The sequence below is a fragment of the Streptomyces bambusae genome (genome assembly GCF_020532645.1).
Classification (GTDB): domain Bacteria; phylum Actinomycetota; class Actinomycetes; order Streptomycetales; family Streptomycetaceae; genus Streptomyces; species Streptomyces bambusae.
On sequence record NZ_JAJAUZ010000008.1, the window covers coordinates 125,146 to 149,314 of the forward strand.

Below are 24,169 nucleotides of genomic sequence, written 5' to 3' on the forward strand. Positions count from 1 at the left end.
TCCTGCGCGTTGGGCTGGTCCGGTCGGGGGGTGATGCCGGTGCGCCGAGTGAGTCGTGGGGTGCTGCACGGGGGTGGTCTTCTGGCGTGTCAGCCCGCACCATGCGCCTACTACTCGCGCGTAACGAGGTAAGGGGGACGCCGTGCTGACGGTCCGCCAGAGAGTTGCCGCCCTGCTCGCGCTCGTCGCACTGCTGACGGCGCCGCTGACCGCCAACGCCGCCGAACGGGTGGCCGGCACCGCCTCCCACCAGGCAGGACAGCGCAATCCGGTGGTGTTCGTGCACGGCTACAACGCCGACCCCGGCGTCTGGGGCTCGCTCCGTTCCGACCTCCGCGCCGACGGCTACCCCGACTCCCTGCTCTTCTCCTGGGGTTACGACACCCACCAGTCGGTGAACGAGGTGCTCGCCGGCCGGTTCGCCGCCTATGTCGACGAGGTCCGCGCCCGGACCGGCGCCGCGCAGGTCGACGTGGTCGCCCACTCCTTCGGCTCGCTCGTCACCCGCTGGTACGTGAAGCACGGCGGCGGCGCGCCGAAGGTCGGCCGCTGGGTCTCCCTGGCCGGCCCCAACCACGGCACGTACATCAGCTGGGCCTGCGTCATCTGGGGCCAGGCCTGCCGGGACATGAGCCCCGGCTCGTACGTACAGAAGAAGCTGGCCGAGGGCGACGAGACGCCGGGGGCGGTGGCGTACGCGACGTTCTGGTCGGACTGCGACGAAGTGATCAACCCGGACTCCAGTGTCCCGCTGTCCGGCGCGGCCAACACGTACGCCGGCTGCCTGAAGCACAACGACTTCCTCGGCGACGACGGGGTCTCCGCCGGCGTACGCGCCTTCCTGGCGCGGTGACCGGACGCGTGACGCAGCGCACCGCTCCGGCCGCCCTGCGCACACGTCGTCACGCCGGGTGCCGGGGGCGTGGCGCTGCGCCGACCTGCGGCGGGACCCGCGGCGCACCGGTCTGAAAAGCACACAGGATCCTTACAGGGTCAAGGCGCCGCCGTGACCGGGGAGCGCATAGCCTGCGGGCGCCATGGACTACTGCCACGCCTGCCGGCGGCACCTCAACGGCGCACTGGCGTGCGCCGGCTGCGGAACCCCCGCCGAGCACCTGACCGCCGCCCCCGCCCCGGCCCCGGCTGCGCCGGCCCCCGCGGAGACGGGGCCGTACGCCGGGACGCCGTATTCCGCGGCGCCGTACGGCCCGCCCGAGCAGGACCCGTACGAGCAGAGCGCGTACGGCCAGACCCCGTACGGGCCGGGTCCGCACGGCCAGACCCCGTACGGGCAGGCCTCGGACGGCCGGGGCGCATACGACCGGCCCGCGCACGACCCGTCCCCGTACGCCCGCCCGGTTGCCGGGGAGCCCGCCGGGAGCGGGTCCGCCGGCGAGCCGTTCGGCGGTCCCGGGCTCGCCGGGCCCGCCGCCGACGAGCTGCCCGCCGTCCGGCTGGGCGGGGCGGCCGGACGTACCGAAGGGACCCGGCGCCGGGCCGCCGGGCCGCGGCGGCGGGGCCGGGCGGCGCTCGCCATCGGGCTGGGGCTGGTCTTCGCGACCGGCGGCTCGCTCGCGGTGGCGGCCCTGAACGGCGACGACGGCCGCGCCGACCGCGCGGACCGGGTGGTCCAGCAGGAGGAGAAACCCGCCACCGGGCAGCCGGAGGCACCCGAGACGCCCGGCGTGCCCGCCACGCCGCCGGCCGGTCCCGGGACCGCGGCCGACTCGGCCCCCGGCCCCGAGGCGACGGAAGCGGCCGGCTCCACCGCCCCGGCCGTCGCCGGAACCACCGCCCCGGCCGGAGGGCGAACCGAGGAGAGCGGCGCCCCCGAGGCCGCGCCGACGGAGGGCGCCGGCCCGCAGGAATCACCCGAGGCCGCCCCCGGCCCCGGGGACTCCGGCAAGCCCAAGCCCCGCAAACCGCGCCGCAGCACCTCGCCCGGCCCGTCCGCGAGCGCCACCCCCTCCGGATCCGCTACGCCGGAACCGGCGGAGGAGTGCGAGTGGATCCTGTGGTGGTGCGTCTGACCTGCGGCCCCGGCGGTCACTGAGCCGCAGCCGCAGCCGCAGCCGCAGCCGCAGCCGCAGCCGCAGCCGCAGCCGCAGTCGTGAGGCGGCTTGGCGCCTTGGCCCCTAGGCCGCGCCCAGCATCCGCTGGAGCAGGTCGCGCAGTACCGTCCGCTCGGCCGTGCTCAGGCCGGCCAGGGGCTCCCGGGCGAAGTCCAGCGCGTCGCGCAGCTGCCCGGCGGTCTGCATTCCCGCCTCGGTGGCGACGGCGAGCTTGACCCGTCGGTCGGCCGGGTCCGGGTGGCGCTCCACCAGGCCGCGGCCCTCCAGCCGGTCCACGATCCCGGTGATGTTCGAGGGCTCGCATTTCAGCTTCTGGGCGATCCGGCGCATCGGCAGCGGGTCGAAGGCCAGCAGCGCCAGTACGCGGGCCTGCGCGCCGGTGAGCTGGTGGCTTGCCGCGGCCTCCTCGTACTCCTCGTGGTAGCGGGCCACGACGGCGCCGATGAGTTCGACGACCTCGAGGGTCAGGGGGTCTGTGCGGGAGGGCATGGCACCAGCCTACTCATTTACTTGACAACATGAAATATCCAGGAGCATGGTTGTTTCAGGTCCTGAAGCAATTCGGGCCCGGCGGCGGTGCGCAGTCCTCTGCGCGCCCTCCGCACCCGTGCCTTCCTCACCCTTGCCGTATTCCGGGAGCTTTCATGTCCGACTTCCCCGCCGTCAGCCGCGAGTGGCACCTGGTCGCCCGTCCGCAGGGCTGGCCGACCGCCGAGGACTTCGCCCTGCGCGAGGTGCCGGTCACCGCTCCCGCCGCGGGCCGGATCCTGGTCCGCAACCTCCACATGTCGGTGGACCCGTACATGCGCGGCCGCATGAACGACGTGAAGTCGTACATCCCCCCGTTCAAGCTGGACCAGCCGATGGACGGCGGCGCGGTCGGCGAGGTCGTGGCCTCCGCCGCCGAGGGCTTCGAGGTCGGCGACCACGTCCTGCACGGCCTCGGCTGGCGCGAGTACGCCGACGTGGACGCCGCCCACGCCACCAAGGTGGACGCCTCGCTCGCGCCGCTCTCCGCGTACCTCGGCGTGCTCGGCATGCCCGGCCTGACCGCGTACGCCGGACTCTTCGAGACCGCCTCCTTCAAGGAGGGCGACGCCGTGTTCGTCTCCGGCGCCGCCGGTGCCGTCGGCAGCCTCGTGGGCCAGTTCGCGAAGATCAAGGGCGCCTCCCGGGTGATCGGCTCGGCCGGCTCCGACGACAAGGTGAAGCTCCTCACCGGGAAGTACGGCTTCGACGCCGCCTTCAACTACAAGGACCGCCCGGTCGCCGAGCAGCTCGGCGAGGCCGCCCCCGAGGGCATCGACGTCTACTTCGACAACGTCGGCGGCGACCACCTCGAAGCCGCCATCGGCGCGCTCAACCTGCACGGCCGCGCCACCCTGTGCGGGGCCATCGCCCAGTACAACGACACCGAGCCGGCCCCCGGCCCGCGCAACCTCGTCGCCGTCATCGGCAAGCGGCTGCGCCTCCAGGGCATCCTCGTCAGCGACCACGCCGGGCTCCAGCAGCAGTTCGTCCAGGACGTCGCCGGCTGGCTGCGCTCCGGCGAGCTGAAGGCGGACGAGACGGTGGTCCACGGCATCGAGAACGGCGCCGACGCGTTCCTCGGCATGCTGCGCGGAGAGAACACCGGAAAGATGATCGTTTCTTTCACCCGCTAGGCTCTCCCCGAGCCGTCGCGATCGTGGGCGCGAGTCGCGGCGACAACCAGGAGGATCGTTCCAACATGTCCATCCAGCAGTCCGACGTTCTCTACACCGCTGTCGCCACCGCCGAGAACGGCCGCGACGGCCGCGTCGCCAGCGACGACGGCCAGCTCGACGTGGTCGTGAACCCGCCGAAGGCCATGGGCGGCAGCGGCGCCGGCACCAACCCGGAGCAGCTGTTCGCCGCCGGCTACAGCGCCTGCTTCCAGGGCGCCCTCGGCGTCGTCGCCCGCAACGAGAACGCCGACCTCACCGGCGCGACCGTGACCGCCGAGGTGGGCATCGGCAAGAACGACGACGGCTTCGGCATCATCGTCAAGATCGTCGCCGCCATTCCGGCCGTCGACCAGGAGCGTGCCAAGGACCTGGTCGAGAAGGCGCACCAGGTGTGCCCGTACTCCAAGGCCACCCGCGGCAACATCAGCGTCGAGCTCGCCGTCGCCTGACGCGCACCGCTTCGGCGCACCGCTTCGGTGCGCAGGCCGGGCCGCACCCCTCGTTCGGGGGTGCGGCCTGCGCCGTAAGCTGGCCCGATGCGTGATCTCGTGGGGGGTTTCCGGTACCTGCTGGCCGGACAGCGATGGGTGGCCGGACACGGCCGTTGGTTCGGCTTCGGGCTGCTGCCGGGGCTCGTGGCGCTGGTGCTGTACGTCGCCGCGCTGGTGGGCATCGGCTTCGGTGCCGACGACTTCACCGCGTGGGTGACGCCGTTCGCCGACGACTGGGGCTCGCCGTGGCAGGGGCTCTTCCGGGGTGCGCTGACCGGGCTGGTCATCGGCCTCAGCCTGTTCCTGTCGGTGATCACCTTCACCGCCGTGACCCTGCTGGTCGGGCAGCCGTTCTACGAGTCCCTGTCCGAGCAGGTCGACCGGACCGAGGGCGGTGAGGTGCCGGAGTCCGGGCTGCCGTTGTGGCGGGAGCTGTGGATCTCGGCCCGGGACAGCGTCAGGATCCTGCTGCGGGTGGTCTGCTACAGCGTCCTGCTGTTCGCGCTGGGGTTCGTCCCGGTGATCGGGCAGACGGTGATCCCCGCGATCGGGTTCTGCGTCTCCGGCTTCTTCCTCGCCGAGGAGCTCACGGCGGTCGCCCTCCAGCGGCGCGGGGTCGAGCTGCCGGAGCGGCTGCGGCTCCTGCGCGGGCGGCGCGGCCTGGCCATCGGCTTCGGCGTGCCGCTCGTGCTCGCCTTCCTCGTCCCGCTGGTCGCCGTCTTCCTCATGCCGGGTGCGGTCGCCGGCGCCACCCTGATGACCCGCGACCTCCTGAACGAACCGGGCCCGGACCCCGCCGACCCGGACCGGGCCTCCTCGGCCGACCCCGCCGGCTCGGACCCTGCCGGCCCTGCCCCGGTCTCCCCGGCCGACGCCAACCGCGCGATCCGCGCCGACCACGCCCCGGCAGCCAATGCCGCCCCCCACCCGCTGTCCAAGTCGCCCCACACCACCGACTGAGTCCCGGCGGGGCAACTTCCAGCCCCGCCGGCGTTTGAGGCGCGGGTCCGGGCGGAGCCCGGGAGCCGGCGCGGCCGGCCTGTCTTGGGGCTCCGCCCCAAACCCCGCTCCTCAAACGCCGGAGGGGCTGGATTTGCCCCCGCCCGGTGGGCAGCCGGCCCGAGCGAGGTGGAGTTGCTTCGCCCGGTGGGCAGCCGGCCCGAGCGAGGTGGAGTTGCTTCGCCCAGTGGCCAGCCCGCCCGAGCAAGGCGGAGTTGCTTCGCCCGGCCGGGCAGCCGCGTACGGGCGCACTTCCAGCCTCGCCGGCGTTGAGGCGTGGGGGCAACTTCCAGCCTCGCCGGCGTTTGAGGCGCGGGTCCGGGCGGAGCCCGGGAGCCGGCGCAGCCGGGTTGCCCTGGGGCTCCGCCCCGCACGGGGGCGGGTTCAGGCCGGCGGGGCGGGCAGGTCTGCCGAGGCCACCGTGGCCGTGTGGGCGTCCGCCTCCGCGAGGAGCGTGCCGTCGGGACCCCAGACGGCGGAGCGTCCGCAGCCGGTCCAGGGGCCCGCAGGCCCCACGTGGTTGGCGAGCACGACCGCCATACCAGTGGCGGCGGCGATCGCCGGGTACACCGTGGCCCGCTCCTGCACCCCGCCGCCCGTGCCGTACAGCGACGAGGCCAAGTGCACCCGGCAGCCGTCGGACGCGCCCCGCCCCGTCAGCTCCGGGAAGTGGTTGTCATAGCAGGTGGCCAGCGAAAACCCGGTCCCGCCGAGCGTGAAGCGCCCGTCCCGCGTGCCCGGCTCGAACACCCCCTGCTCCTGCTCGTACAGGCACTGCTTCGCGTACGTCGTCAGCAGGCTGCCATCCGCCGCGTACACGAACGTCGTCAGCGCGGGCAGCGGACCGCCGGTCGGGGCCGCGCAGTTCACGACGGTCGCGATGCCGCTCGACCGGACCGGGTCCAGCCGCGGGTCCTCCGGCCCCGTCCACAACCCCCGGTCCGCGCGCAGCGCGTCGATCTCGTAGCCCGTGAGCGCGAGTTCGGGGAACACCACCAGCTCGGCCCCCGCCTCCCGGGCCGCCCCGGCCAGGCGCACCACCTCCGCCACGTTGGCCTTCACGTCGGCCGGTACGCAGGTCAGCTGGGCAGCGGCGATCCTCACGAGGCGGCTCCCTTTCCGTGGTCGTGCCCGGGCCCGCGCCCGGACGGGTCGGCGGCCGGACTCCCGTGCAGCAGGGTGACGAACGCACGGAACGCGGCCGGCATGTCCACCGCATCCGGCGCCAGCAGCCACTGGTACTGGAGCCCGTCAAGCACCGCGACCAGCAGCGGGGCGGCCGCCTCCGGGGTCAGCCCCGACGGCAGCCGGCCGCCGAACTCGGCCCGCAGCACCGCGGCCATCTCGGCCCGCACCTGCGCGTACCGGGTGGTGAAGAACTCCCGCGCCGGATGCCCCTCGGTGACGCTCTCCCCGAGCAGCGCCGAGAACGTCTGCACGATCCCCGGCCGCATCGCGTTGTAGTCGACCAGCGAGGCCAGCAGGTCCAGCCGCCACTCCCCGGCCGCGGCCCGGGAGCCGCCGCCGGTGTCCCAGCGGTCCCGCTCCTCCAGGACGGCGACCAGCAGCGCCTCCTTCGAGGGGAAGTGGTGCAGGACGCCCTGCTGGGTCAGGCCCACCCGCTCGGCCACCGCGGCCAGAGAGGCCCCCCGGTAGCCGCGCTCGGCGATGACCTCCAGCGCCGCGCGCAGGATCTCCCCGCGCCGCTCCTCGCTCCTGGCCCTGGCCATCCGCCCCGCGCCCCTTCCCGTGGTCCGCCCGTACGCCGCCGTACCCGCGGACCCGTCAGCCCGCCGCGCCCGGCCCACCCGTCCGTCCACCCGTCCGTCCGTCCGTCAAGGCAGGACCGTACGCCATCCCCCGGCACACCGCCCCGATCATCACGAAAAGATAACATCACCTACCGGTCTACAGGGAACCGCGCCACCATGGGGCCACTCCGCACCCGATCCCACCGAGGAGGCCGGCCGTGGCAGATGCGGCGCACCCCCACTCCGACCGGGCCGAACAGGCACGCACCGAGGCCGTGGAGGCGGCGCTCGGCAAGCTCGACCTCGACACCAAGGCCCGGCTGCTGTCCGGCCGCGACATGTGGTCCCTGCCCGCCCTCCCCGAGATCGGCCTGCAGTCCCTCGTCATGTCCGACGGCCCGATCGGCGTCCGCGGCGTGCGCTGGACCGCCGACGACCCGTCGGTCGCCCTGCCCTCGCCCACCGCGCTCGCCGCCTCCTGGGACCCGGAACTCGCCCGCCGGGCCGGCGGCCTCCTTGCCCAGGAGGCCCGCCGCAAGGGCGTCCACGTCCTGCTCGCCCCCACCGTCAACCTGCACCGCTCCCCGCTCGGCGGCCGCCACTTCGAGTGCTACTCCGAAGACCCGCACCTCACCGGAGAGATCGGCACCGGCTACGTCCGCGGCGTCCAGGACGGCGGCGTCGGCACCACCGTCAAGCACTTCGTCGGCAACGACGCCGAGACCGACCGCTTCACCGTCGACAACGAGATCGCCGAAGGCCCGCTGCGCGAGCTGTACCTCGCGCCGTTCGAGACGATCGTCAAGAACGCCCGGCCCTGGGGCGTCATGACCGCCTACAACCAGGTCAACGGCACGACCATGTCCGAGCACCGCCGCCTCGTCCAGGACGTCCTGCGCGGCGAGTGGGGCTTCGACGGCGTCAACGTCTCCGACTGGATGGCCGCCCGCTCCACCGCCGGCGGCATCCTCGGCGGCCTCGACATCGCCATGCCCGGCCCGCAGACCGTCTACGGACCCGCCCTCGCCGACGCGGTCCGGGCCGGCACCGTCCCCGAGTCCGCCCTCGACGCCGCCGTCCGCAACGTCCTGATGCTGGCCGCCCGCACCGGCGCCCTCGACGGTGCCCCGCCCGTGGTCGCCGAGCCGCCCGCCGCCGTCGACGGTCCCGCCCTGGCCCGGGAGATCGCCCGCCGCGGCTCCGTCCTCGTCCGCAACGAGAACGGCGTCCTCCCGCTCACCCCCGGCCGGATCGCCCTCTGCGGCGCCGCCGCCCGCGATGCCCGGGTGCTCGGAGGCGGCTCCGCCACCGTCTTCCCGGAGCGGGTGGTCTCCCCGCTCGACGGCCTCACCGAAGCCCTCGCCGCCGTCCCCGGCGCCACCCTGACCTACTGCACCGGCGCCGACCCGTCCGACGAACTCGTCCCCGCCGGAGCGGACTTCATCCTCCGCGCGGTCTGCCGCGACGCCGCCGGCACGGTGCTCGGCGAGGGCAGCCTGCCCTCCGGTCAGGTCCAGTGGATCGGCGACGACCTCCCCGCCGGTGCCACGTACGACACCATGGCCGAGATCGAGGTGACCGGCACCTTCGTGCCCCGCGAGAGCGGCGAACACGCCTTCGGCACCCGCGGACTGGGCGCCTTCGCCCTCAGCGTCGGCGGCACCCCGTTGTGGGCGGGCGTCCAGCAGATGGGCGACGAGGCCGACCCCTTCGAGGCGTTCTTCGGCGCCCCCACCGAACGCGGCCGCGCCACCCTCACCGCCGGCGAACCCGTCGACGTCTCGCTCCGCTACCAGGTCCCCGACCTGGCCGCCGTCCCGCTCAAGGCGGTCATGTTCTCCCTGCTCCACCTCGGCCCCCGCCGGGACCCCGACACCCTCATCGCCGAGGCCGTCGAAGCCGCCCGCGCCGCCGACACCGCGATCGTGGTCGTCGCCACCACCGAACGCGTCGAGTCCGAGGGCTTCGACCGCACCGACCTCGCCCTGCCCGGCCGCCAGGACGACCTCGTCCGCGCCGTCGCCGCCGCCAACCCCCGCACCGTCGTCGTCGTCAACGCCGGCTCCCCGGTGGAGCTGCCGTGGCGCGAGGACGTGGCCGCCGTCCTGCTGACCTGGTTCCCCGGCCAGGAAGGCGGCGCCGCCCTCGCGGACGTCCTGACCGGCGCCGCCGAACCCGGCGGCCGCCTCCCCACCACCTGGCCCGCCGCCCTCGCCGACGCCCCCGTCACCGACGTCACCCCGCAGGACGGCCGGCTCGCCTACCGCGAGGGCCTGTTCATCGGCTACCGCGCCTGGGACCGGGCCCCCGCCTCCCCGGCCTACCCCTTCGGCCACGGCCTCGGCTACACGGACTGGTCGTACGAATCACTGGAGGCCACCCCCACCACCGTCCGGGTCCGGGTCCGCAACACCGGCACCCGCCCCGGCCGCGAGGTCGTCCAGGTCTACCTCGCGCCGCCCGCCGGCACCGCGGACCGCCCGGCCCGCCGGCTCGCCGGCTTCGCCGCCGTCGAGGCCGGCCCCGGCGAGAGCGCCGAGGCGGAGGTCACCCTGCCCGCCCGCGCCTTCGAGGCCTGGGACGAGGAGGCCGGCGGCTGGGCCCGCACCACCGGCCGCCACCAGGTGCAGGCCGGCCGGTCCGTCACCGACACCCGGCTCGCCGCCACCCTGGAGGTCTGACCCGCCGGACCCTCCCGAGACCGGACCGGGGGCGGGCCCTGACACCCGCCCCCGGCTCCGCACCCGCCGCGGCCCGCACCGGCTACCGCGGCGGACCCGCCGCCGTCACCTGCCGGTGCGCCAGCTCCGCCAGCCGCGCCTGCCCGTCCTTGCCCGGGTGGAACCAGTCCCACCGGCTCAGCTGGGACACCGTGAACGGGTAGCGGAACACCGCACCCCCGTCGTACCGGCACAGCGGATCCCTTCCGCACACCTCCCGCAGCACCGTGTTGTACGCGACCACCCGCGCCTGCACCGCCGCCCGCCGCTTCGCCGCCGCCGCGTCCACCGCCTCCGGATCGGCCAGCATCGACGGGCAGATGCCCAGCTTCCAGATCTGCCGGCCCAGCGGACTGTCCCGCCCGGTCTCCCACAGCCGCATCAGGTCCGGCACGCTCGACACGTACACCTGCGTCTTCGGCAGCGCCTTCCGCAGCCGCCCCAGCCCCTTCGCGAAATCCGAACGGAACTCCTCGACCGGCGTCATCGACGCCGCCGACGTCCGGCACGCGTCGTTCGCCCCCGCCATCACCGTCACCAGCTCCGGCCGCTGCTCCGCGGCCGCCGCCAACTGCCCCGGCAGGTCCGCCATCCGCGCCCCGGTCCGGGCGAAGTTCCAGCTCCGGTCCGCCGCCCCCGCCGGCCCCAGCAGACGGCTCGCCAGACTGCGCACCGCCGGGTCGTTCCCGGTGGCCCAGGACGCCTCCGGACAGTCCGCCAGAACCGAACACGCATCGAAACCACGGGTGATGGAGTCACCCACAGCGGCGATGGAATCCGGATTCCGGTTCCATACGGGGACGGGCTTCGCCGGCGGCCGCGCAGCAGCCCCGGCGGCACGCTCGCCGGCACCCCCATCCCACCCCGCTGAGCAGCCCGTACCCATCGCCATCAGCACAACTGCCAGAGCCGCCGCGGCCGCCCGGGCGGTGCGCGGACGGCTGTGCGGCACGGTCTTCCGCATCCGGTGATCCCCTCCCTCGCTGCCGGGCGCCCGGCAACGGCGTCCTGCTGAGTGAAAGCTCGGTGTTTCCCTGTCCTCGGACCGACCGTACGTCACACCTGGACCCCCGGCGCACGGTAGTTTCTTCTCGTGGAGCGTGCCGCAGCCGCCCCTCCGCCCACCGGTGGCGCAATGTCAGATCGGTTCCGGTAAATTACATCACGTCACATACTGTCCGTTTTCAGGAGATTCACTCCCGGTGTTGTTTACTATGGGTGACCTCGGGAACGGCACCGGCACGAGGCCGCTGGGGAAGGCGAACCTCGTCCCACACTGGAGGTCCCGGTGACGACACGTGGAGTTCTGTACGTGCATTCCGCGCCCCGCGCGCTCTGTCCGCACGTGGAATGGGCAGTGGCGGGCGTGCTCGGAGTGCGCGTGAATCTCGACTGGATCAGACAGCCCGCCTCGCCCGGCACCTGGCGGGCCGAGTTCTCCTGGCAGGCGGCCGCCGGCACCGCCTCCCAGCTCGCCTCCGCCCTGCGCGGCTGGCAGATGCTGCGCTTCGAGGTGACGGCCGAGCCCTGCGCCACCGCCGAGGGCGAGCGCTACAGCTCCACCCCCGAACTCGGCATCTTCCACGCCGTCACCGGCCTGCACGGCGACATCCTGGTCCCCGAGGACCGGCTGCGCGCAGCCCTCGCCCGCGCCGCCGCAGGCGGCACCGGCCTGGAAGCGGAGATCGCCCGGCTGCTCGGCAAACCCTGGGACGACGAGCTGGAGCCCTTCCGGTACGCCGGCGAGGGCGCCCCCGTCCGCTGGCTGCACCAGGTGGTCTGAGCGGCGGCCCGCACACGCGAAGGGGCCCCGCCCGGCAGCTGCCGGGCGGGGCCCCTTCGCGTCGGTCCTACGGCCGTCAGACCGAGCGGAACGCCAGCGTCACGTTGTGACCGCCGAAGCCGAACGAGTTGTTGATCGCGGCGATCGTGCCCTCGGGCAGCTTGCGCGGCTCGCCCGTCACGATGTCGGCGTCGATGCCCTCGTCGAGCTCGTCGATGTTGATGGTCGGCGGGGCCAGCCGGTGGTACAGCGCCAGCACGGTCGCGACGCTCTCGATGCCGCCGGCACCGCCGAGCAGGTGGCCCGTCATCGACTTGGTCGCCGACACCGCCACGTGGTCCAGGTCGTCGCCCAGCACCTTGCGCAGCGCCATGATCTCGGCGCTGTCGCCCTGCGGGGTCGAGGTCGCGTGCGCGTTGAGGTGGACCACCTCGGACGGCTTCAGACCCGTGTTGTCCAGCAGGTTCTGCACCGCTGCGGCGACACCGCGGCCGGTCGGCTCGGGCTGCGCGATGTGGTGGCTGTCGGCCGACAGTCCCTGGCCCAGCACCTCGCAGTAGACGCGGGCACCGCGCTTGGCGGCGTGCTCCGCGGACTCCAGCACGATCACGCCGGCACCCTCGCCGAGGACGAACCCGTCACGGTTCTTGTCGTACGGGCGGGAGGCCTTGGTGGGCTCGTCGTTGTTCTTCGACATCGCCATCATGTTGGCGAAGGCCGCGATCGGCAGCGGGTGGATCGCCGCCTCGGTGCCGCCCGCGACGACCACGTCGGCACGGCCGGTACGGATCATCTCGACGGCGTAGCCGATGGCCTCGGCGCCCGACGCGCAGGCGCTGACCGGGGTGTGCACGCCGGCCCGGGCGTTGACCTCGAGGCCGACGTTCGCCGACGGGCTGTTCGGCATGAGCATGGGGACGGTGTGCGGGGAGACCCGGCGCACACCCTTTTCCTTCAGTACGTCGTACTGGTCGAGCAGCGTCGTCACGCCGCCGATGCCGGAGGCGATCACGGTGCCCAGGCGCTCCGGCTCCACGGACGCGTCCTCGCCGGCGGCAGCCGTGTAACCGGCGTCCGCCCAGGCCTCCTTGGCCGCGATCAGCGCGAACTGCGCCGAGCGGTCCAGCTTGCGCGCCAACGGGCGGGGCAGGACCTCGCCGGGGTCGACGGCGGCCTGAGCGGCGATGCGGACCGGAAGGTCGGCGAAGCGCTCGCCCTCCAGGGGGCGGACCCCGGAACGGCCCGCGAGCAGGCCCTCCCAGGTCGATGCGCTGTCGCCACCCAGCGGAGTCGTTGCGCCGATACCGGTGACGACCACGGTGCGATTGGTCTGGCTCACAGGAATTCTTTCTCCACGTCTGATGGGGTGCTGAATTGTCACGGCGCCACCGCCGGGTGGCGACAAACGCTCGTCAGGCTCAGGCCTGGTGCTTGGCGATGTAGTCCGCGGCGTCGCCGACGGTACGCAGCGCCTTGACGTCCTCGTCCGGGATCTTCACGTCGAAGCGCTCTTCGGCGGCGACGACGACCTCGACCATGGACAGGGAGTCGACGTCCAGGTCGTCGGTGAAGGACTTGTCGACCTCGACGTCCTCGACCGGGATGCCGGCGATCTCGTTCACGATCTCCGCGAGACCGGCGACGATCTCTTCCTGGGTGGCGGCCATGTTGGCGCTCCTTCGCTAGCTATCTGAAAGGTGAAACGGGTACTGCACGGCGTCCGGGTGATCCGGGCGCCTAGGGGAGGGTAACCACCGTGGCGGCGTAGACGAGACCTGCCCCGAAACCGATGACGAGCGCGGTGTCGCCGCTCTTCGCCTGCCCCGTCGCCAGGAGCCGCTCCATCGCGAGCGGGATCGAGGCGGCCGAGGTGTTGCCGGTGGTTTCCACGTCGCGGGCGACCGTGACGTGCTCCGGCAGCTTGAGAGTCTTCACCATCGAATCGATGATCCGCATGTTGGCCTGGTGCGGGATGAAGACGTCCAGGTCGTCGGCCGAGATGCCGGCCGCGTCCAGGGCCTGCTGGGCGACCTTCGCCATCTCGAAGACGGCCCAGCGGAACACCGCCTGGCCCTCCTGCGTGATGGCCGGGAACTTCTCGACCGTTCCGGAGCGGTACTCGTCCCACGGCACGGTCTGCTTGATGGTCTCGGACTTGTCGCCCTCCGAACCCCACACCGTGGGGCCGATGGCCGGCTCGTCCGAGGGACCGACGATCACGGCACCGGCCCCGTCACCGAACAGGAAGGCCGTCGCGCGGTCCTCCAGGTCGGTCAGGTCGGACAGCCGTTCCACGCCGATGACCAGGACGTACTTCGCCGAACCCTCGACGACGAGGCTCTTGGCCAGGGTCAGCCCGTAGCCGAAGCCGGCGCAGCCGGCCGAGATGTCGAACGCCGCGGGCTTGACCGCACCGACCCGGTCCGCGATCTCGGTCGCGACGGCCGGGGTCTGCTTGAAGTGCGAGACCGTGGAGACGATGACCGCGCCGATCTGCTCCGCTCCGATGCCCGCGTCCGCGAGTGCCTTGCCGGCGGCCTCCACGGACATCGCCGCGACGGTCTCCTGCGGGGAGGCCCAGTGGCGGGTGGCGATGCCGGACCGGGAGCGGATCCACTCGTCGGACGAGTCGATCGTCTCCAGGATGACCTCGTTCGGCACCACCCGGGTCGGGCGGTAGCCGCCGACCCCGAGGATGCGGGCGTACGGAGACCCTTGGGCAGGCTTGATCTTCGACATGCGGTGGGGCTCCTTCGCTCAGCCGGCCGTGTGCTCGGCGATGAGCGCCGCGGCCTTCTCCAGGTCGTCCGGGGTCTTGAGCGCCAGCGTCGCGACACCCGGCAGGGCGCGCTTGGCCAGACCCGTCAGGGTGCCACCGGGGCACGCCTCGACGATCGCGGTGACGCCCAGCTCCTTGAAGGTCTCCATGCACAGGTCCCAGCGGACCGGGTTGGCCACCTGGCCGACCAGCCGGGCGACGACCTCGGCGCCCGAGGAGACGGCACGGCCGTCCTTGTTCGACACGTACGTCAGCACCGGGTCGGCCGGCGACAGGGCCTTCGCGGCCTCGTCCAGCTTCGCGACCGCGGGGGCCATGTGGTGCGTGTGGAAGGCGCCCGCGACCTTGAGGGCGACGACCTTGCGGACGCCCTCGGGCTTGTCCGCCTCCAGCGCCGCGATCTGCTCGGCGGTGCCGGCGGCCACGATCTGGCCCGCACCGTTGATGTTCGCCGGGGTCAGGCCCAGCTTCTCCAGGTGCGGGACGGTGACCTCGGGGTCGCCGCCGAGCAGGGCGGCCATCCCGGTCCGGGTCACGGCGGCGGCCTCGGCCATCGCCAGACCGCGGGTGCGGACCAGCCGCAGCGCGTCGGCGTCGTCGAGCACGCCCGCGTAGGCGGCGGCGGTGATCTCACCGACGCTGTGGCCCGCGACCGCGCCGAAGCTCGTGCGGGCGTCCAGCGCGGCGGCCGACAGCAGGCCGGCCGCGACCAGCAGCGGCTGCGCCACCGCGGTGTCGCGGATCTCGTCCGCGTCTGCCTTGGTGCCGTAGTGGGCGAGGTCGAGACCGATGGCGTCGGACCAGGCGGCGATGCGGTCGGCAGCACCGGGGAGGTCGAGCCAGGGGGTCAGGAAGCCGGGCGTCTGAGCGCCTTGGCCGGGAGCGACGAGTACGAGCACCCTCACACTCTCTCTTGTGGATGGTCCGTGCCGCCCGTGGGGACAGGGACGAAGAACCGTCGGGGGAATTGTTGATGTCCGACAAAAGTCTAGGACTGAAGATCGCCCTCGGCCAGACGCCCGAGAATCAGGGCGATCCGCAGCGTGAACGCCGAGCGGACATCGGAGGGTGACCAGCCGGTGACGTCTGTCACACGTCGAAGCCGGTAGCGCACCGTGTTCGGGTGTACGAACAGCATCCGAGCTGCGCCTTCGAGGCTGCTCGCCTGCTCCAGGTAGACGCTCAGCGTCTCCAGCAGCGCCGAGCCCGCCTCCTCCAGCGGTCTGTAGATCTCCTCCACCAGCTGCTCTCGCGCCGACGGGTCGCCTGCGATGGCGCGCTCCGGCAGGAGATCGTCCGCCAGCACCGGCCGCGGCGCGTCCTGCCAGGCCGAGCAGGCCTTGAGCCCGGCCGCGGCGGCCTGGGCGGAGCGGGTGGCGGCCAGCAGGTCGGCGACCACCGGCCCGGCCACCACCGGACCGTTCGCGAACGGCCCGATCAGGGACTTCGCCACCTGGAGCGGGTTGTCGCTGCCGCCCGCGATGACCACGAGCCGGTCCCCGAGGACCCCGGTCAGCACCTGGAGCTTGGCGTGCCGGGCGGCCCGCCGGATCGCCTCCACGGTCAGCTCGCTGTCGCCGTCGGGGGCGGTGCCCAGGACCACGCACACGTGCTCCGGGGAGTTCCAGCCCAGCGCCGCGGCCCGGGACAGGGCGCCCTCGTCGGCCTCGCCGGACAGCACCGCGTTCACCACGAGCGATTCCAGCCGGGCGTCCCAGGCGCCGCGCGCCTCCGCCGCCTGCGCGTACACCTGGGCGGTCGCGAAGGCGATCTCCCGGGCGTAGACCAGCAGTGCCTCGCGCAGGGTCGACTCGTCGCCGGGGGCGGCGACCTCCTCGATCGCCGCCTCCATGACCTCGATGGTGGTGCGCACCATCTCGACGGTCTGGCGCAGGGTGATGGCCCGGGTCAGCTCGCGCGGAGCGGTCCCGAAGACGTCGGTGGAGATCGCCTGCGGGGTCTCCGGATGCCGGAACCACTCCGTGAACGCGGCGATGCCGGCCTGGGCGACCAGGCCGATCCACGACCGGTTCTCCGGTGGCATCGCCCGGTACCACGGCAGCATCTCGTCCATGCGGGCGATCGCGTTCGCGGCGAGCCGGCCGGAGGACTTCTCCAGCCGGCGCAGGGTTGCGGCGTGCGGATGGGCAGGGTGCGCCGGGGCCGCGGGGGACGCCGGGGAGGGCTCAGGATCTGCGTGGGGCACGGGACAAGACTGCCTTATCCGGCCGCCCCGGCGGAGGGCCGGGGCTACGGTGACCCCCATGATTGATGTGCGGCGCAGTGACGACCGGTACCCGGGCGGGGACGCGGAGGCCGGGATCGCCACCCGGCACGCGTTCTCCTTCGGGGGCTTCTACGACCCCGACAACCTGCGTTTCGGGCCGCTGATGGCGTGCAACGAGGAGAGCCTGGCGGCGGGGGCGGGCTTCGAGGAGCACCCGCACAGTCACACCGAGATCGTCACCTGGGTCGTCGAGGGTGAACTCACCCACCGGGACTCGGCCGGGCACGCCACCGTGCTCCGCCCCGGCGACGTCCAGCGGCTGAGTTCGGCCTCCGGGGTGCGGCACGTGGAGCGCAACGACGGGGCGCGGCCGCTGCGCTTCGTGCAGATGTGGCTGGCGCCGGTGCAGCCGGGCGGCGAACCCGGCTACGACGTGGTGCGCGGCCTGCAGGACGGCGTCCCGTACGAGGTGCCGGGTGCGCGGGCGGTGCTGCACGTGGCCCGGCCGGCGGCGGGGGAGCGGGTGCCGGTGCCGGCCGCGCCGCGGGTGTACGTCCACGTGGTCGCGGGCGAGCTGGAGCTGGCGGGCGGCGCGGACGGGCCGGCGGAGCGGCTCGCCCCGGGGGACTCGGTGCGGATCACCGGTGCCGAGGGCCTGGCCGTCCTGGCGCGGACCCCGGGGGAGCTGCTCCTGTGGGAACTCGTCTGATCCCCGCGGGACCTACTTGAGGTAGGCGATGCCGTCGGTGGTGAGGGTCGGGCGGCCCGCGGTGCCCACGACGACGATCTTCAGCTTGTGGGTGCCGCTGGTGGCCCAGCTCTTCGTGAAGATCGCGTCCCGGTACTTGGTGGTCGCCGACTTCAGGTCGACGGTGGCCGCCTTCACCCCGTCCACGTAGACGTGGGCCTGGCCGGAGGTCGACGCGCGGGAGACCACCCAGGCCACCGAGCGGCCGGTGAAGGTCCAGGTCAGGCTGGAGTTGGTGGTGGCGCTGGAGAGCGAGGTGCCGCCCAGGTAGCTGGTCGAGGACCGGCTGCTCCAGGTGCCGGTCCTGGTGGCGGCGGTCTCCTGGAGGATCACCGGGGTGCCCGCGACGGAGGCGGCGGCGGTGTTGCCGGCGAAGTCGGACGCGGTCAGCGTCCAGGTGGTCGCCACGCCGGACTTGGCGGTCTGCGGGGAGCCGGTGGTGGTCGCGGCGAAGGTCCCGGTGAGCGGGGCGGTGAGCCGTACGTCCTTCAGGGCGCCGGTGTCGGCGGCCTTCCAGCCGAGGGTGACGGGGACCGCGGTGGTGTTCACGGTGCCGGTGCGCAGGGCCAGCGAGGGCTTGGTGGTGAAGGTGGGTGCGGTGGTCTCGGCGACCACGGTGACCGCGGCGGAGGTGGCGGTGCGGCCCGACTGGTGGGTGGCCCGGACCTGCACCTGGTGGCTGCCGAGGGCGAGGGTGGTGGCGGCCGAGGTGGCCGTGCCGGAGGCGGTGGCCACGGACTTGCCGTCGACCAGCAGCTCGTGCCTGGTGATCAGCGAGGCCGGAGTGGTGCTGCTCCAGCCGACGGTGATCTGGCCCTTGGTCCAGTACGTGCTGCCGGACAGGGCGGCGCCCGCCACGGACTTGACGGCCAGGCCGGCGACCGGGCCTGCTGCCCAGGTGCGGATCAGGGGGAGCTGGCCGTAGAGGAGGGTGCCGGGGCATTCGGTGGCGTAGCCGTCGCGGTGGCCGGAGATCCGCTGGAAGGTCGCGGTCTGGCCGGCGGTGAACTTGCCGTTGTTGATCGCCGCGGTCATCTGGACGGTGCTCTGCGGGTCGTACCGGTACTGGCCGAGCTTCCACGCGGCGACCCGGGCCACGGCGGTCTTCGCGACGGCGGCGGCGTCCACCTCGGTGTGGCTGCCGATGACGGCGATGCCCGCGGTGTCGGTGTTCCAGCCCATGGTGTGGGCGCCGATGACCGGCAGGTCCAGGCCGCCCTTGCGCCCCTCGAAGACCGTGCCGCACTTGTCGACGAGGAAGTTGTAGCCGACGTCCTTCCAGCCGTTCGTCTTCACGTGCAGCGTGTGGATGCCGCGGACGATGGCGGCGGAGTCGGCGCAGGTGTAGGTGTTCGTCTGCGCGGTGTGGTGCACGAAGACCGCCTTGACCTCCTTGCCGTAGGTCGGGGCCTCGTCGTTCATCGTCTCGTCGGCGCCCCACTGGGCGCGGGAGACGAACGGCGGCTTGGGGACCGTGGACAGCGGGGCGTCCGGCAGCGGGGTGGCCGACGTGCTCGGGCTGGGCACGGCGGAAGCGGAAGCGGAGGCGTCGGGCGTGACGGCCGGGGTGGCCTCGGGCGTCGGGGTCGCGGAGGCGTCGGGCGTGGCGCCGGCGGAGGCCTCCGGGGACGGGGTGGCGGACTCGGCGGCCGACTGGCTCGGCGAGGCCTCCGGCGTCTGCGCCGGGTCCTCGGTCGCGGCGCTGCCTCCGGTGGTGTCCACGGCGAAGGCGGCGGGTCCGGTGCGCAGCACCCGGGCACGGCCCGGGTCGACCAGGTCCACGCGCAGTCCGGCGGGCAGCGCGGCGCCCTTGCCGGTGACGCGGACCTCGACGCCGTCGGAGGGGCCGGCCCAGGCGGGCTCGGAGACGCCGCGCAGGCCGCGGCGGGCGGCGCCGTCGTTGAACGACTCGCCCTCGGAGCCCAGGTCCAGCCAGTCGGACCAGCTGTCCGAGCGGGTGGAGTGGGTGCGGACCCGGATGGTGCCGTCGACCCGGCGGGCCGGGTCGTCCCAGGACACCGCGAGCATGCTGAAGGTCTTGGTGTCCTCGTCCTTGAAGACGGCCTCGTTGCCGGCGACGTCGAGGCCCTCGGTGCGCACCTTGGAGACCACGGGGCCGGACACGGTGCCCGGCGCCTTGTCGTCGTCACGGGCGTCGAAGGCGTCGAGGCCGGTCACCCCCTGGAGGGTGAGTACGCCGATGATGCCGGTGGCGACGGTCGCGGCCGTCACCCAGATTCTGCGCGTGCGCACCGGTGGTCTCCGTGCTCCCAGGGGAATGAGAAACGGAATCTACCGATCGATTTCAGCCAGGCAAGCGGTAAGAACGGTCGGAATCCGGCAGATCACCAGGATGTGCGGTGTGATCTACCTCTCAACGGCCCAATGCGAGCTCGGCGAGCACCGCATCGGTGAACACCGGCCAAACCTCGACCGCCCACGGGCCGAACGCCCGGTCCGTCAGCGCCACGCACGCCGCCCGCGCCTGCGGGTCCACCCACAGGAACGTGCCCGACTGGCCGAAGTGCCCGAAGGTCCGCGGCGACGAGTTCCGGCCGGTCCAGTGCGGCGACTTGCCGTCCCGGATCTCCACGCCCAGACCCCAGTCGTTCGGCACCTGGTGGCCGTACCCGGGCAGGACGCCCTTCAGCCCCGGGTGCACCACCGCCGTGGCCTCGGCCACCGTCCGCACGTCCAGCAGCCGCGGCGCCTGGAGCTCGGCCGCGAACCGCGCCAGGTCGGCCACCGTCGAGACGCCGTCCTTGGCGGGCGACCCCTCCAGCGAGGTCGACGTCATCCCCAGCGGCTCCAGCACCGCCTGCCGCAGGTACTCGGCGAACGGGATGTCCGTGGCCTTCGCGATGTGGTCGCCGAGCACCTCGAAGCCCGCGTTCGAGTACAGCCGGCGCTCCCCGGGCGGGGCCATTACGCGGTGCTCGTCGAACGCCAGCCCGCTGGTGTGGGCGAGCAGGTGGCGCACCGTCGCCCCCGCCGGACCGGCCGGCTCGTCCAGCTCGATCGCACCCTCCTCGTACGCCACCAGCGCGGCGTACGCGGCGAGCGGCTTCGTCACGGAGGCCAGCGGGAACCGGTGGTCCACCGGGCCGTGGCTCCCGGCGACACCGCCGTCGGCGCGGACCACCGCCGCCGCAGCGGTCGGCACCGGCCAGTTCTCGATCATCCGCAGGCTCTCCATGCCCCGAGCCTAACCGGCCCCGCCGGGCGCCCTCCCGCCGCCGGCCGGCCGCACCCGACGCCGCTTGCCTGGAGTGCACTCCAACCTCATAGCGTGGGGGCATGAACCTCACGGAGACCCGCTACACGATCAGCGAGGTCGCGGCCCGGACCGGTCTGACCCAGCACACCCTGCGCTGGTACGAGCGGATCGGGCTGCTGCACCACGTCGACCGTTCGCACTCCGGCCAGCGGAGGTTCAGCGAAGCGGACCTGTCCTGGCTGGACTTCGTCGGCAAACTGCGCAGCACCGGCATGGCGGTGGCGGACATGGTCCGCTACGCCGAACTCGTCCGCGAGGGCGAGCACACCTTCGACGAACGGCGCGCCCTGCTGGAGCGCACCCGCCGCGAGGTGGCCGCGCGCATCGACGAGCTGACGGGGACCCTGGCCATCCTCGATTACAAGATCGGTTTATACGGAAAGGCTCAGCCTTGACGAACGGCAAGCTCGCGCACGTGGAGCTCGGCACCGGCGGCCCGGCGGTGGGCGTCCAGGGCCTCGGCTGCATGGGCATCAGCGAGTTCTACGGCGGCACGGACGAGGCCGCGGCCCGGGACACCCTGGAAGCCGCACTGGAAGGGGGCGTCACCCTCTTCGACACCGCGGACATCTACGGGCGCGGCGCGAACGAGGAGTTCCTCGCCCCCTTCGTCGCCGCCCACCGCGAGGAGATCGTCCTCGCCACCAAGTTCGGCATCGAGCGGACCGGCGACCCGCAGCACCGCGGCATCCGCAACGACCGCGCCTACATCCGGCAGGCCGTCGAAGGCAGCCTGCGGCGCCTGGGCACCGACACCATCGACCTCTACTACATGCACCGCCGCGACCCGCAGGTGCCGCTCGCCGACTCGGTCGGCGCGATGGCCGAGCTGGTCCACGAGGGAAAGGTCCGCCACCTCGGCCTCAGCGAGGTCACCGGCGCCGAGCTGCGCGAGGCGCACGCCGTGCACCCCATCGCCGCCCTGCAGTCCGAATGGTCGCTGTTCAGCCGCGACGTCGAGATCAGTGCGGCCGGCGCCGCCGCCGACCTGGGCGTGGCCTTCGTGCCGTACTCGCCGCTCGGCCGGGGCTTCCTGACCGGCGCGTTCGCGGACGCCGGCAAGGAGCTGTCCGAGAGCGACTTCCGCCGCTTCCAGCCGCGGTTCACCGGCGACAACGCGAAGGCCAACGCGGCCCTGCTGGCACCGGTCCACGAGATCGCGGCCGCGCACGGGGCCACGCCCGCCCAGGTCGCGCTCGCCTGGGTGCACCAGCGGGCCGAGGCCCACCCCGGCCTCGCCGTGGTGCCGATCCCCGGCACCCGCAAGCGCAGCAGGCTCACCGAGAACCTCGCGGCCGCCTCGCTCACCCTGACCGCGGCGGAACTCGGCAGGCTGGAGCCGATCGCCGGCGCGGTGGCCGGCGACCGCTACCCGGACATGACGTTCACGTCCGTGGCCCGGGAGGGCTGAGCACCGCCGCCGCTGGGCCGCGGGCCCTCGCGCACCCGCGGTCCGGGGGCCGCACCCGTCACAGTTCGGCGAGCAGCTCGGCCTTCTTCGAGGTGAACTCGACGTCCGTCAGCAGCCCCGCACCGTGCAGCTCGCCCAGGTGCCGGATCCGCTCCGCGATGTCGGCCGGGTCGCGGCGGGCCGGCCGGACCGCCGCCACCGGCAGCGCCGGGCCGCGCCCGCGCACCGCCCGCAGCACCGCCGCCGCGAACGGCAGCGACTCGTACACCGCGCCGTACCCGAGGCCGAACAGCACGGCCGAGGGGTCCTGGTCGGCCGGTACGGCCCCCGCGGCCGCACCCCCCGGCCCACTGCCCTCGCGGTGCTGCAGCCGCAGGTAGCCGCCCGGCTCCTCCGGGCTGCGCCACTCCACTCCGCAGATCCCGTCCAGCCCGAAGTACTGGTCGCCCGCCTTCCACTTCGTACTGGAGGCGCCCGTGCGCGACCAGCGGAACACCACCGCCGAGCCGTCGAAGACGGCCTTCGCGTCGTACCCCTTGAACTGGATCGGGACCTCCGGCGCGGGCACCAGGAACCGGGCCGCCGGCTCGTCGGCGTCAGGGCCCATCGCGGAGCGCAGCTCGTCCGCGAGCCCCGCGGCGGCCGCGGTCCGCTCGGCCGGCAGCACCAGCCGGTACGGATCGCTGTTCTCCCGCAGCTGCCCTGCGGCAGCATCCATCAGCGGATCGGCGCCGGGCCGCGGAACGGCCTGCAGCACCACCGTGTCCCGCTTCCCGGGGGTCACCGTCACCGCGGCCAAGGCGTCGTACGGTATGCGCCGTTGACCCAGCGCAGACCACAACCTCGGCGTGCGGATTCCCCGTTCGAAGCGGATGAGCACGGAATCCGTGTGAAACTCCCACACGGCATGATTTCCGGCCAGCACTTCACCCATGCGGCTCATCGTAAGCGGCCTCCCCACCGGCGTCCCCCTCACTGCCGGGGGCGATTTTCCCGCATGTACGCGTGTCAGTACCCGTCCGTGCCGGAAATTCCACGGCGGCACGCGGCATCGTCCTCGGCGCAGACCACGGAACCGAAGGAACCGGTTCCGATACGGGCGAAGTTGTCCAGCGCCACCGTGCCTGGCTCAAAGTAGCCGGTGTGCCCCTCGGCGCCGCCCGCGGACAGCCGCCGCGCCCCGAACCCCCGGGACACCGGGTCCGCGCCGTGTCCCACCCCGACGACCTCCAGGTACGGCACGTCCGCGATCCAGTCGCCCGGATCGCGCATCGCCCAGATCCGGGCGCCGGTCCCCAGGTCCGCGGCGCTCCCGGTACGCATCCCCGGGCTGCCCGCCACCCCGAGGTCGGTGACCCGCCGCGGCAGCGACCGCGCCGCGACCCCGCACACCACCGACCCGTAGCTGTGGCAGAACAGCGCCACCGGCGACTGCCCCGGCAGCGCCCCGACCAGCGAGCCCAGCCGCTTCGCGCCCTCCACCGCGAGCCGCCCGGTGGCGGCGTCCATGCCGACGCCCTCGGGCGCCGTGTACCCCGCCCAGGCGATCACCGCGGTCGGCACGCCCGGCGCCGCCGCCCGCTCGGCCCGGTACAGCGATTCCGCCATGCCGACCGGGGCGGTGTAGCGGCGGGCGGTCCGCTCGAAGGTGAGCAGGTTGGTGTCGACGCCGGGCACGATCACCGAGACCCGCCGGGCCTGGTCGAGGTCGCCGAACACCTCGGCGACCCGGCCGCTGCCGGTGGGATCGAACGCGAGGATCTGCCGGCCGGGCGCCACCAGCGAGGTGAACCGGTGGGCCTGCCGGCCGGCCTGCTCCCGGTCCGCTGGCGCCAGCCGGTAGTCCGCGGCCCGGCGCAGCGCGGACCGCCGGGCCGCCCCGAGGGCCAGCCGGTTCGCCCGGTAGCGCACGGCGACCGGCACCCCGTCGAGGTTGCCGACGGCCAGCGGGTACCGCTCGCCGAGCCGGGCCCGCTGGCCCGGGTCGAGCAGGCCGAAGAAGCGGGCGATCACCGCCGCCGGCGCATCGGAGGCGGGCAGCGCCCGGCCGTCGACGGAGCCCCGGTCCCACAGCGCGAGGGCCGCCGCCAGCGGTGCCCCGCCGTGGTCGGGACGGTGCAGCGCCGTCCATCCGGTGGTGGCGAGCATGACGAACACCACCACGAGCGCGAGCAGGGCGCGCCAGGCGGGGGCGGACGGGGAAAG

Annotated in this window: 23 protein-coding genes; 10 read left to right on the forward strand and 13 right to left on the reverse strand. The window is 73.6% G+C overall.

Annotated elements, in window-relative coordinates; genetic code table 11:
• Positions 1 to 142: 142 nt before the first annotated feature.
• Together LG634_RS08450 and LG634_RS08455 are read left to right on the forward strand one after the other, a co-directional pair.
• The gene (locus LG634_RS08450; protein WP_226733027.1) at positions 143 to 853 is read left to right on the forward strand and encodes an esterase/lipase family protein; all 711 of its coding nucleotides are present in this window, start codon (positions 143 to 145) and stop codon (positions 851 to 853) included.
• Between the two features lie 184 nt (positions 854 to 1,037).
• On the forward strand, positions 1,038 to 2,030 hold the full coding sequence (locus LG634_RS08455; protein WP_226733028.1) for an SCO2400 family protein: 993 nt from the start codon (positions 1,038 to 1,040) through the stop codon (positions 2,028 to 2,030).
• Between the two features lie 105 nt (positions 2,031 to 2,135).
• Here the strand turns inward: LG634_RS08455 and LG634_RS08460 are convergent, their stop codons facing one another.
• Positions 2,136 to 2,561, reverse strand: coding sequence for a MarR family winged helix-turn-helix transcriptional regulator (locus LG634_RS08460; RefSeq protein ID WP_226733029.1), 426 nt, complete (start codon positions 2,559 to 2,561; stop codon positions 2,136 to 2,138).
• Between the two features lie 155 nt (positions 2,562 to 2,716).
• Here LG634_RS08460 and LG634_RS08465 point away from each other — a divergent pair, with 155 nt between their 5' ends.
• The 3 genes from LG634_RS08465 to LG634_RS08475 all read left to right on the forward strand — a co-directional run bounded on the left by LG634_RS08465 (position 2,717) and on the right by LG634_RS08475 (position 5,229).
• On the forward strand, positions 2,717 to 3,736 hold the full coding sequence (locus LG634_RS08465; RefSeq protein ID WP_226733030.1) for an NADP-dependent oxidoreductase: 1,020 nt from the start codon (positions 2,717 to 2,719) through the stop codon (positions 3,734 to 3,736).
• Positions 3,737 to 3,801: 65 nt separating this feature from the next.
• Complete coding sequence (locus LG634_RS08470; protein WP_226733031.1) at positions 3,802 to 4,227, forward strand: organic hydroperoxide resistance protein; 426 nt, start codon at positions 3,802 to 3,804, stop codon at positions 4,225 to 4,227.
• Positions 4,228 to 4,314: 87 nt separating this feature from the next.
• On the forward strand, positions 4,315 to 5,229 hold the full coding sequence (locus tag LG634_RS08475; protein WP_226733032.1) for an EI24 domain-containing protein: 915 nt from the start codon (positions 4,315 to 4,317) through the stop codon (positions 5,227 to 5,229).
• 423 nt (positions 5,230 to 5,652) lie between these two features.
• On the opposite strand, the gene LG634_RS08480 is transcribed toward LG634_RS08475, so the two are convergent.
• Entirely contained in the window at positions 5,653 to 6,372 is a 720-nt protein-coding gene (locus LG634_RS08480; protein ID WP_226733033.1) for a carbon-nitrogen hydrolase family protein, read from the reverse strand.
• A complete protein-coding gene (locus LG634_RS08485; RefSeq protein WP_226733034.1) occupies positions 6,369 to 6,998 on the reverse strand; it encodes a TetR/AcrR family transcriptional regulator in 630 nt (209 codons plus the stop codon). Before LG634_RS08485 ends, LG634_RS08480 begins: the two co-directional genes overlap by 4 nt.
• A gap of 239 nt (positions 6,999 to 7,237) precedes the next feature.
• Between LG634_RS08485 and LG634_RS08490 the strand changes: the two genes are divergently transcribed.
• Positions 7,238 to 9,700 carry a glycoside hydrolase family 3 protein gene (locus tag LG634_RS08490; RefSeq protein ID WP_226733035.1) on the forward strand — a complete coding sequence of 821 codons (2,463 nt, stop codon included), beginning with the start codon at positions 7,238 to 7,240 and terminating at the stop codon, positions 9,698 to 9,700.
• Between the two features lie 82 nt (positions 9,701 to 9,782).
• Here the strand turns inward: LG634_RS08490 and LG634_RS08495 are convergent, their stop codons facing one another.
• Positions 9,783 to 10,703 (reverse strand): SGNH/GDSL hydrolase family protein, encoded by a 921-nt coding sequence (locus tag LG634_RS08495; RefSeq protein ID WP_226733036.1) that lies wholly within the window; start codon positions 10,701 to 10,703, stop codon positions 9,783 to 9,785.
• Between the two features lie 324 nt (positions 10,704 to 11,027).
• On the opposite strand from LG634_RS08495, the gene LG634_RS08500 reads away from it, so the two are divergent.
• A complete protein-coding gene (locus LG634_RS08500) occupies positions 11,028 to 11,522 on the forward strand; it encodes a DUF3145 domain-containing protein (RefSeq protein WP_226733037.1) in 495 nt (164 codons plus the stop codon).
• A gap of 76 nt (positions 11,523 to 11,598) precedes the next feature.
• Here LG634_RS08500 and fabF read toward each other — a convergent pair whose 3' ends face one another.
• From fabF to LG634_RS08525, 5 genes are all read right to left on the reverse strand, one after another.
• Complete coding sequence (fabF, locus tag LG634_RS08505) at positions 11,599 to 12,861, reverse strand: beta-ketoacyl-ACP synthase II (protein WP_226733038.1); 1,263 nt, start codon at positions 12,859 to 12,861, stop codon at positions 11,599 to 11,601.
• Between the two features lie 79 nt (positions 12,862 to 12,940).
• The gene (locus LG634_RS08510; protein WP_226733039.1) at positions 12,941 to 13,189 is read right to left on the reverse strand and encodes an acyl carrier protein; all 249 of its coding nucleotides are present in this window, start codon (positions 13,187 to 13,189) and stop codon (positions 12,941 to 12,943) included.
• A gap of 70 nt (positions 13,190 to 13,259) precedes the next feature.
• A complete protein-coding gene (locus LG634_RS08515; protein WP_226733040.1) occupies positions 13,260 to 14,261 on the reverse strand; it encodes a ketoacyl-ACP synthase III in 1,002 nt (333 codons plus the stop codon).
• Between the two features lie 18 nt (positions 14,262 to 14,279).
• The gene (locus tag LG634_RS08520) at positions 14,280 to 15,200 is read right to left on the reverse strand and encodes an ACP S-malonyltransferase (protein WP_226733041.1); all 921 of its coding nucleotides are present in this window, start codon (positions 15,198 to 15,200) and stop codon (positions 14,280 to 14,282) included.
• Between the two features lie 89 nt (positions 15,201 to 15,289).
• On the reverse strand, positions 15,290 to 16,507 hold the full coding sequence (locus tag LG634_RS08525; RefSeq protein WP_226733042.1) for a PucR family transcriptional regulator: 1,218 nt from the start codon (positions 16,505 to 16,507) through the stop codon (positions 15,290 to 15,292).
• Positions 16,508 to 16,565: 58 nt separating this feature from the next.
• On the opposite strand from LG634_RS08525, the gene LG634_RS08530 reads away from it, so the two are divergent.
• On the forward strand, positions 16,566 to 17,237 hold the full coding sequence (locus tag LG634_RS08530) for a pirin family protein (RefSeq protein WP_226733043.1): 672 nt from the start codon (positions 16,566 to 16,568) through the stop codon (positions 17,235 to 17,237).
• 12 nt (positions 17,238 to 17,249) lie between these two features.
• Here LG634_RS08530 and LG634_RS08535 read toward each other — a convergent pair whose 3' ends face one another.
• A complete protein-coding gene (locus tag LG634_RS08535) occupies positions 17,250 to 19,529 on the reverse strand; it encodes an N-acetylmuramoyl-L-alanine amidase (protein ID WP_226733044.1) in 2,280 nt (759 codons plus the stop codon).
• A 121-nt stretch (positions 19,530 to 19,650) separates the two neighbouring features.
• Positions 19,651 to 20,472 (reverse strand): serine hydrolase domain-containing protein, encoded by an 822-nt coding sequence (locus LG634_RS08540; protein WP_226733045.1) that lies wholly within the window; start codon positions 20,470 to 20,472, stop codon positions 19,651 to 19,653.
• A 101-nt stretch (positions 20,473 to 20,573) separates the two neighbouring features.
• On the opposite strand from LG634_RS08540, the gene LG634_RS08545 reads away from it, so the two are divergent.
• Complete coding sequence (locus LG634_RS08545; protein ID WP_226733046.1) at positions 20,574 to 20,948, forward strand: MerR family transcriptional regulator; 375 nt, start codon at positions 20,574 to 20,576, stop codon at positions 20,946 to 20,948.
• Positions 20,945 to 21,964 (forward strand): aldo/keto reductase, encoded by a 1,020-nt coding sequence (locus LG634_RS08550; RefSeq protein WP_226733047.1) that lies wholly within the window; start codon positions 20,945 to 20,947, stop codon positions 21,962 to 21,964. Before LG634_RS08545 ends, LG634_RS08550 begins: the two co-directional genes overlap by 4 nt.
• 58 nt (positions 21,965 to 22,022) lie before the next feature.
• Here the strand turns inward: LG634_RS08550 and LG634_RS08555 are convergent, their stop codons facing one another.
• Complete coding sequence (locus LG634_RS08555) at positions 22,023 to 22,898, reverse strand: DUF4429 domain-containing protein (RefSeq protein ID WP_226733048.1); 876 nt, start codon at positions 22,896 to 22,898, stop codon at positions 22,023 to 22,025.
• Positions 22,899 to 22,972: 74 nt separating this feature from the next.
• Positions 22,973 to 24,112, reverse strand: coding sequence for an alpha/beta hydrolase (locus LG634_RS08560; RefSeq protein ID WP_226733092.1), 1,140 nt, complete (start codon positions 24,110 to 24,112; stop codon positions 22,973 to 22,975).
• Between the last annotated feature and the right edge of the window lie 57 nt (positions 24,113 to 24,169).

Coding starts and splice junctions, on each gene's coding strand:
- LG634_RS08455 (WP_226733028.1), top strand. CDS start 1,038: ATGGACTACTGCCACGCCTGCCGGCGGCACCTCAACGGCGCACTGGCG.
- LG634_RS08460 (WP_226733029.1), bottom strand. CDS start 2,561: ATGCCCTCCCGCACAGACCCCCTGACCCTCGAGGTCGTCGAACTCATC.
- LG634_RS08465 (WP_226733030.1), top strand. CDS start 2,717: ATGTCCGACTTCCCCGCCGTCAGCCGCGAGTGGCACCTGGTCGCCCGT.
- LG634_RS08470 (WP_226733031.1), top strand. CDS start 3,802: ATGTCCATCCAGCAGTCCGACGTTCTCTACACCGCTGTCGCCACCGCC.
- LG634_RS08475 (WP_226733032.1), top strand. CDS start 4,315: ATGCGTGATCTCGTGGGGGGTTTCCGGTACCTGCTGGCCGGACAGCGA.
- LG634_RS08485 (WP_226733034.1), bottom strand. CDS start 6,998: ATGGCCAGGGCCAGGAGCGAGGAGCGGCGCGGGGAGATCCTGCGCGCG.
- LG634_RS08495 (WP_226733036.1), bottom strand. CDS start 10,703: ATGCGGAAGACCGTGCCGCACAGCCGTCCGCGCACCGCCCGGGCGGCC.
- LG634_RS08510 (WP_226733039.1), bottom strand. CDS start 13,189: ATGGCCGCCACCCAGGAAGAGATCGTCGCCGGTCTCGCGGAGATCGTG.
- LG634_RS08515 (WP_226733040.1), bottom strand. CDS start 14,261: ATGTCGAAGATCAAGCCTGCCCAAGGGTCTCCGTACGCCCGCATCCTC.
- LG634_RS08530 (WP_226733043.1), top strand. CDS start 16,566: ATGATTGATGTGCGGCGCAGTGACGACCGGTACCCGGGCGGGGACGCG.
- LG634_RS08540 (WP_226733045.1), bottom strand. CDS start 20,472: ATGGAGAGCCTGCGGATGATCGAGAACTGGCCGGTGCCGACCGCTGCG.
- LG634_RS08545 (WP_226733046.1), top strand. CDS start 20,574: ATGAACCTCACGGAGACCCGCTACACGATCAGCGAGGTCGCGGCCCGG.
- LG634_RS08555 (WP_226733048.1), bottom strand. CDS start 22,898: ATGGGTGAAGTGCTGGCCGGAAATCATGCCGTGTGGGAGTTTCACACG.
- LG634_RS08560 (WP_226733092.1), bottom strand. CDS start 24,112: ATGCTCGCCACCACCGGATGGACGGCGCTGCACCGTCCCGACCACGGC.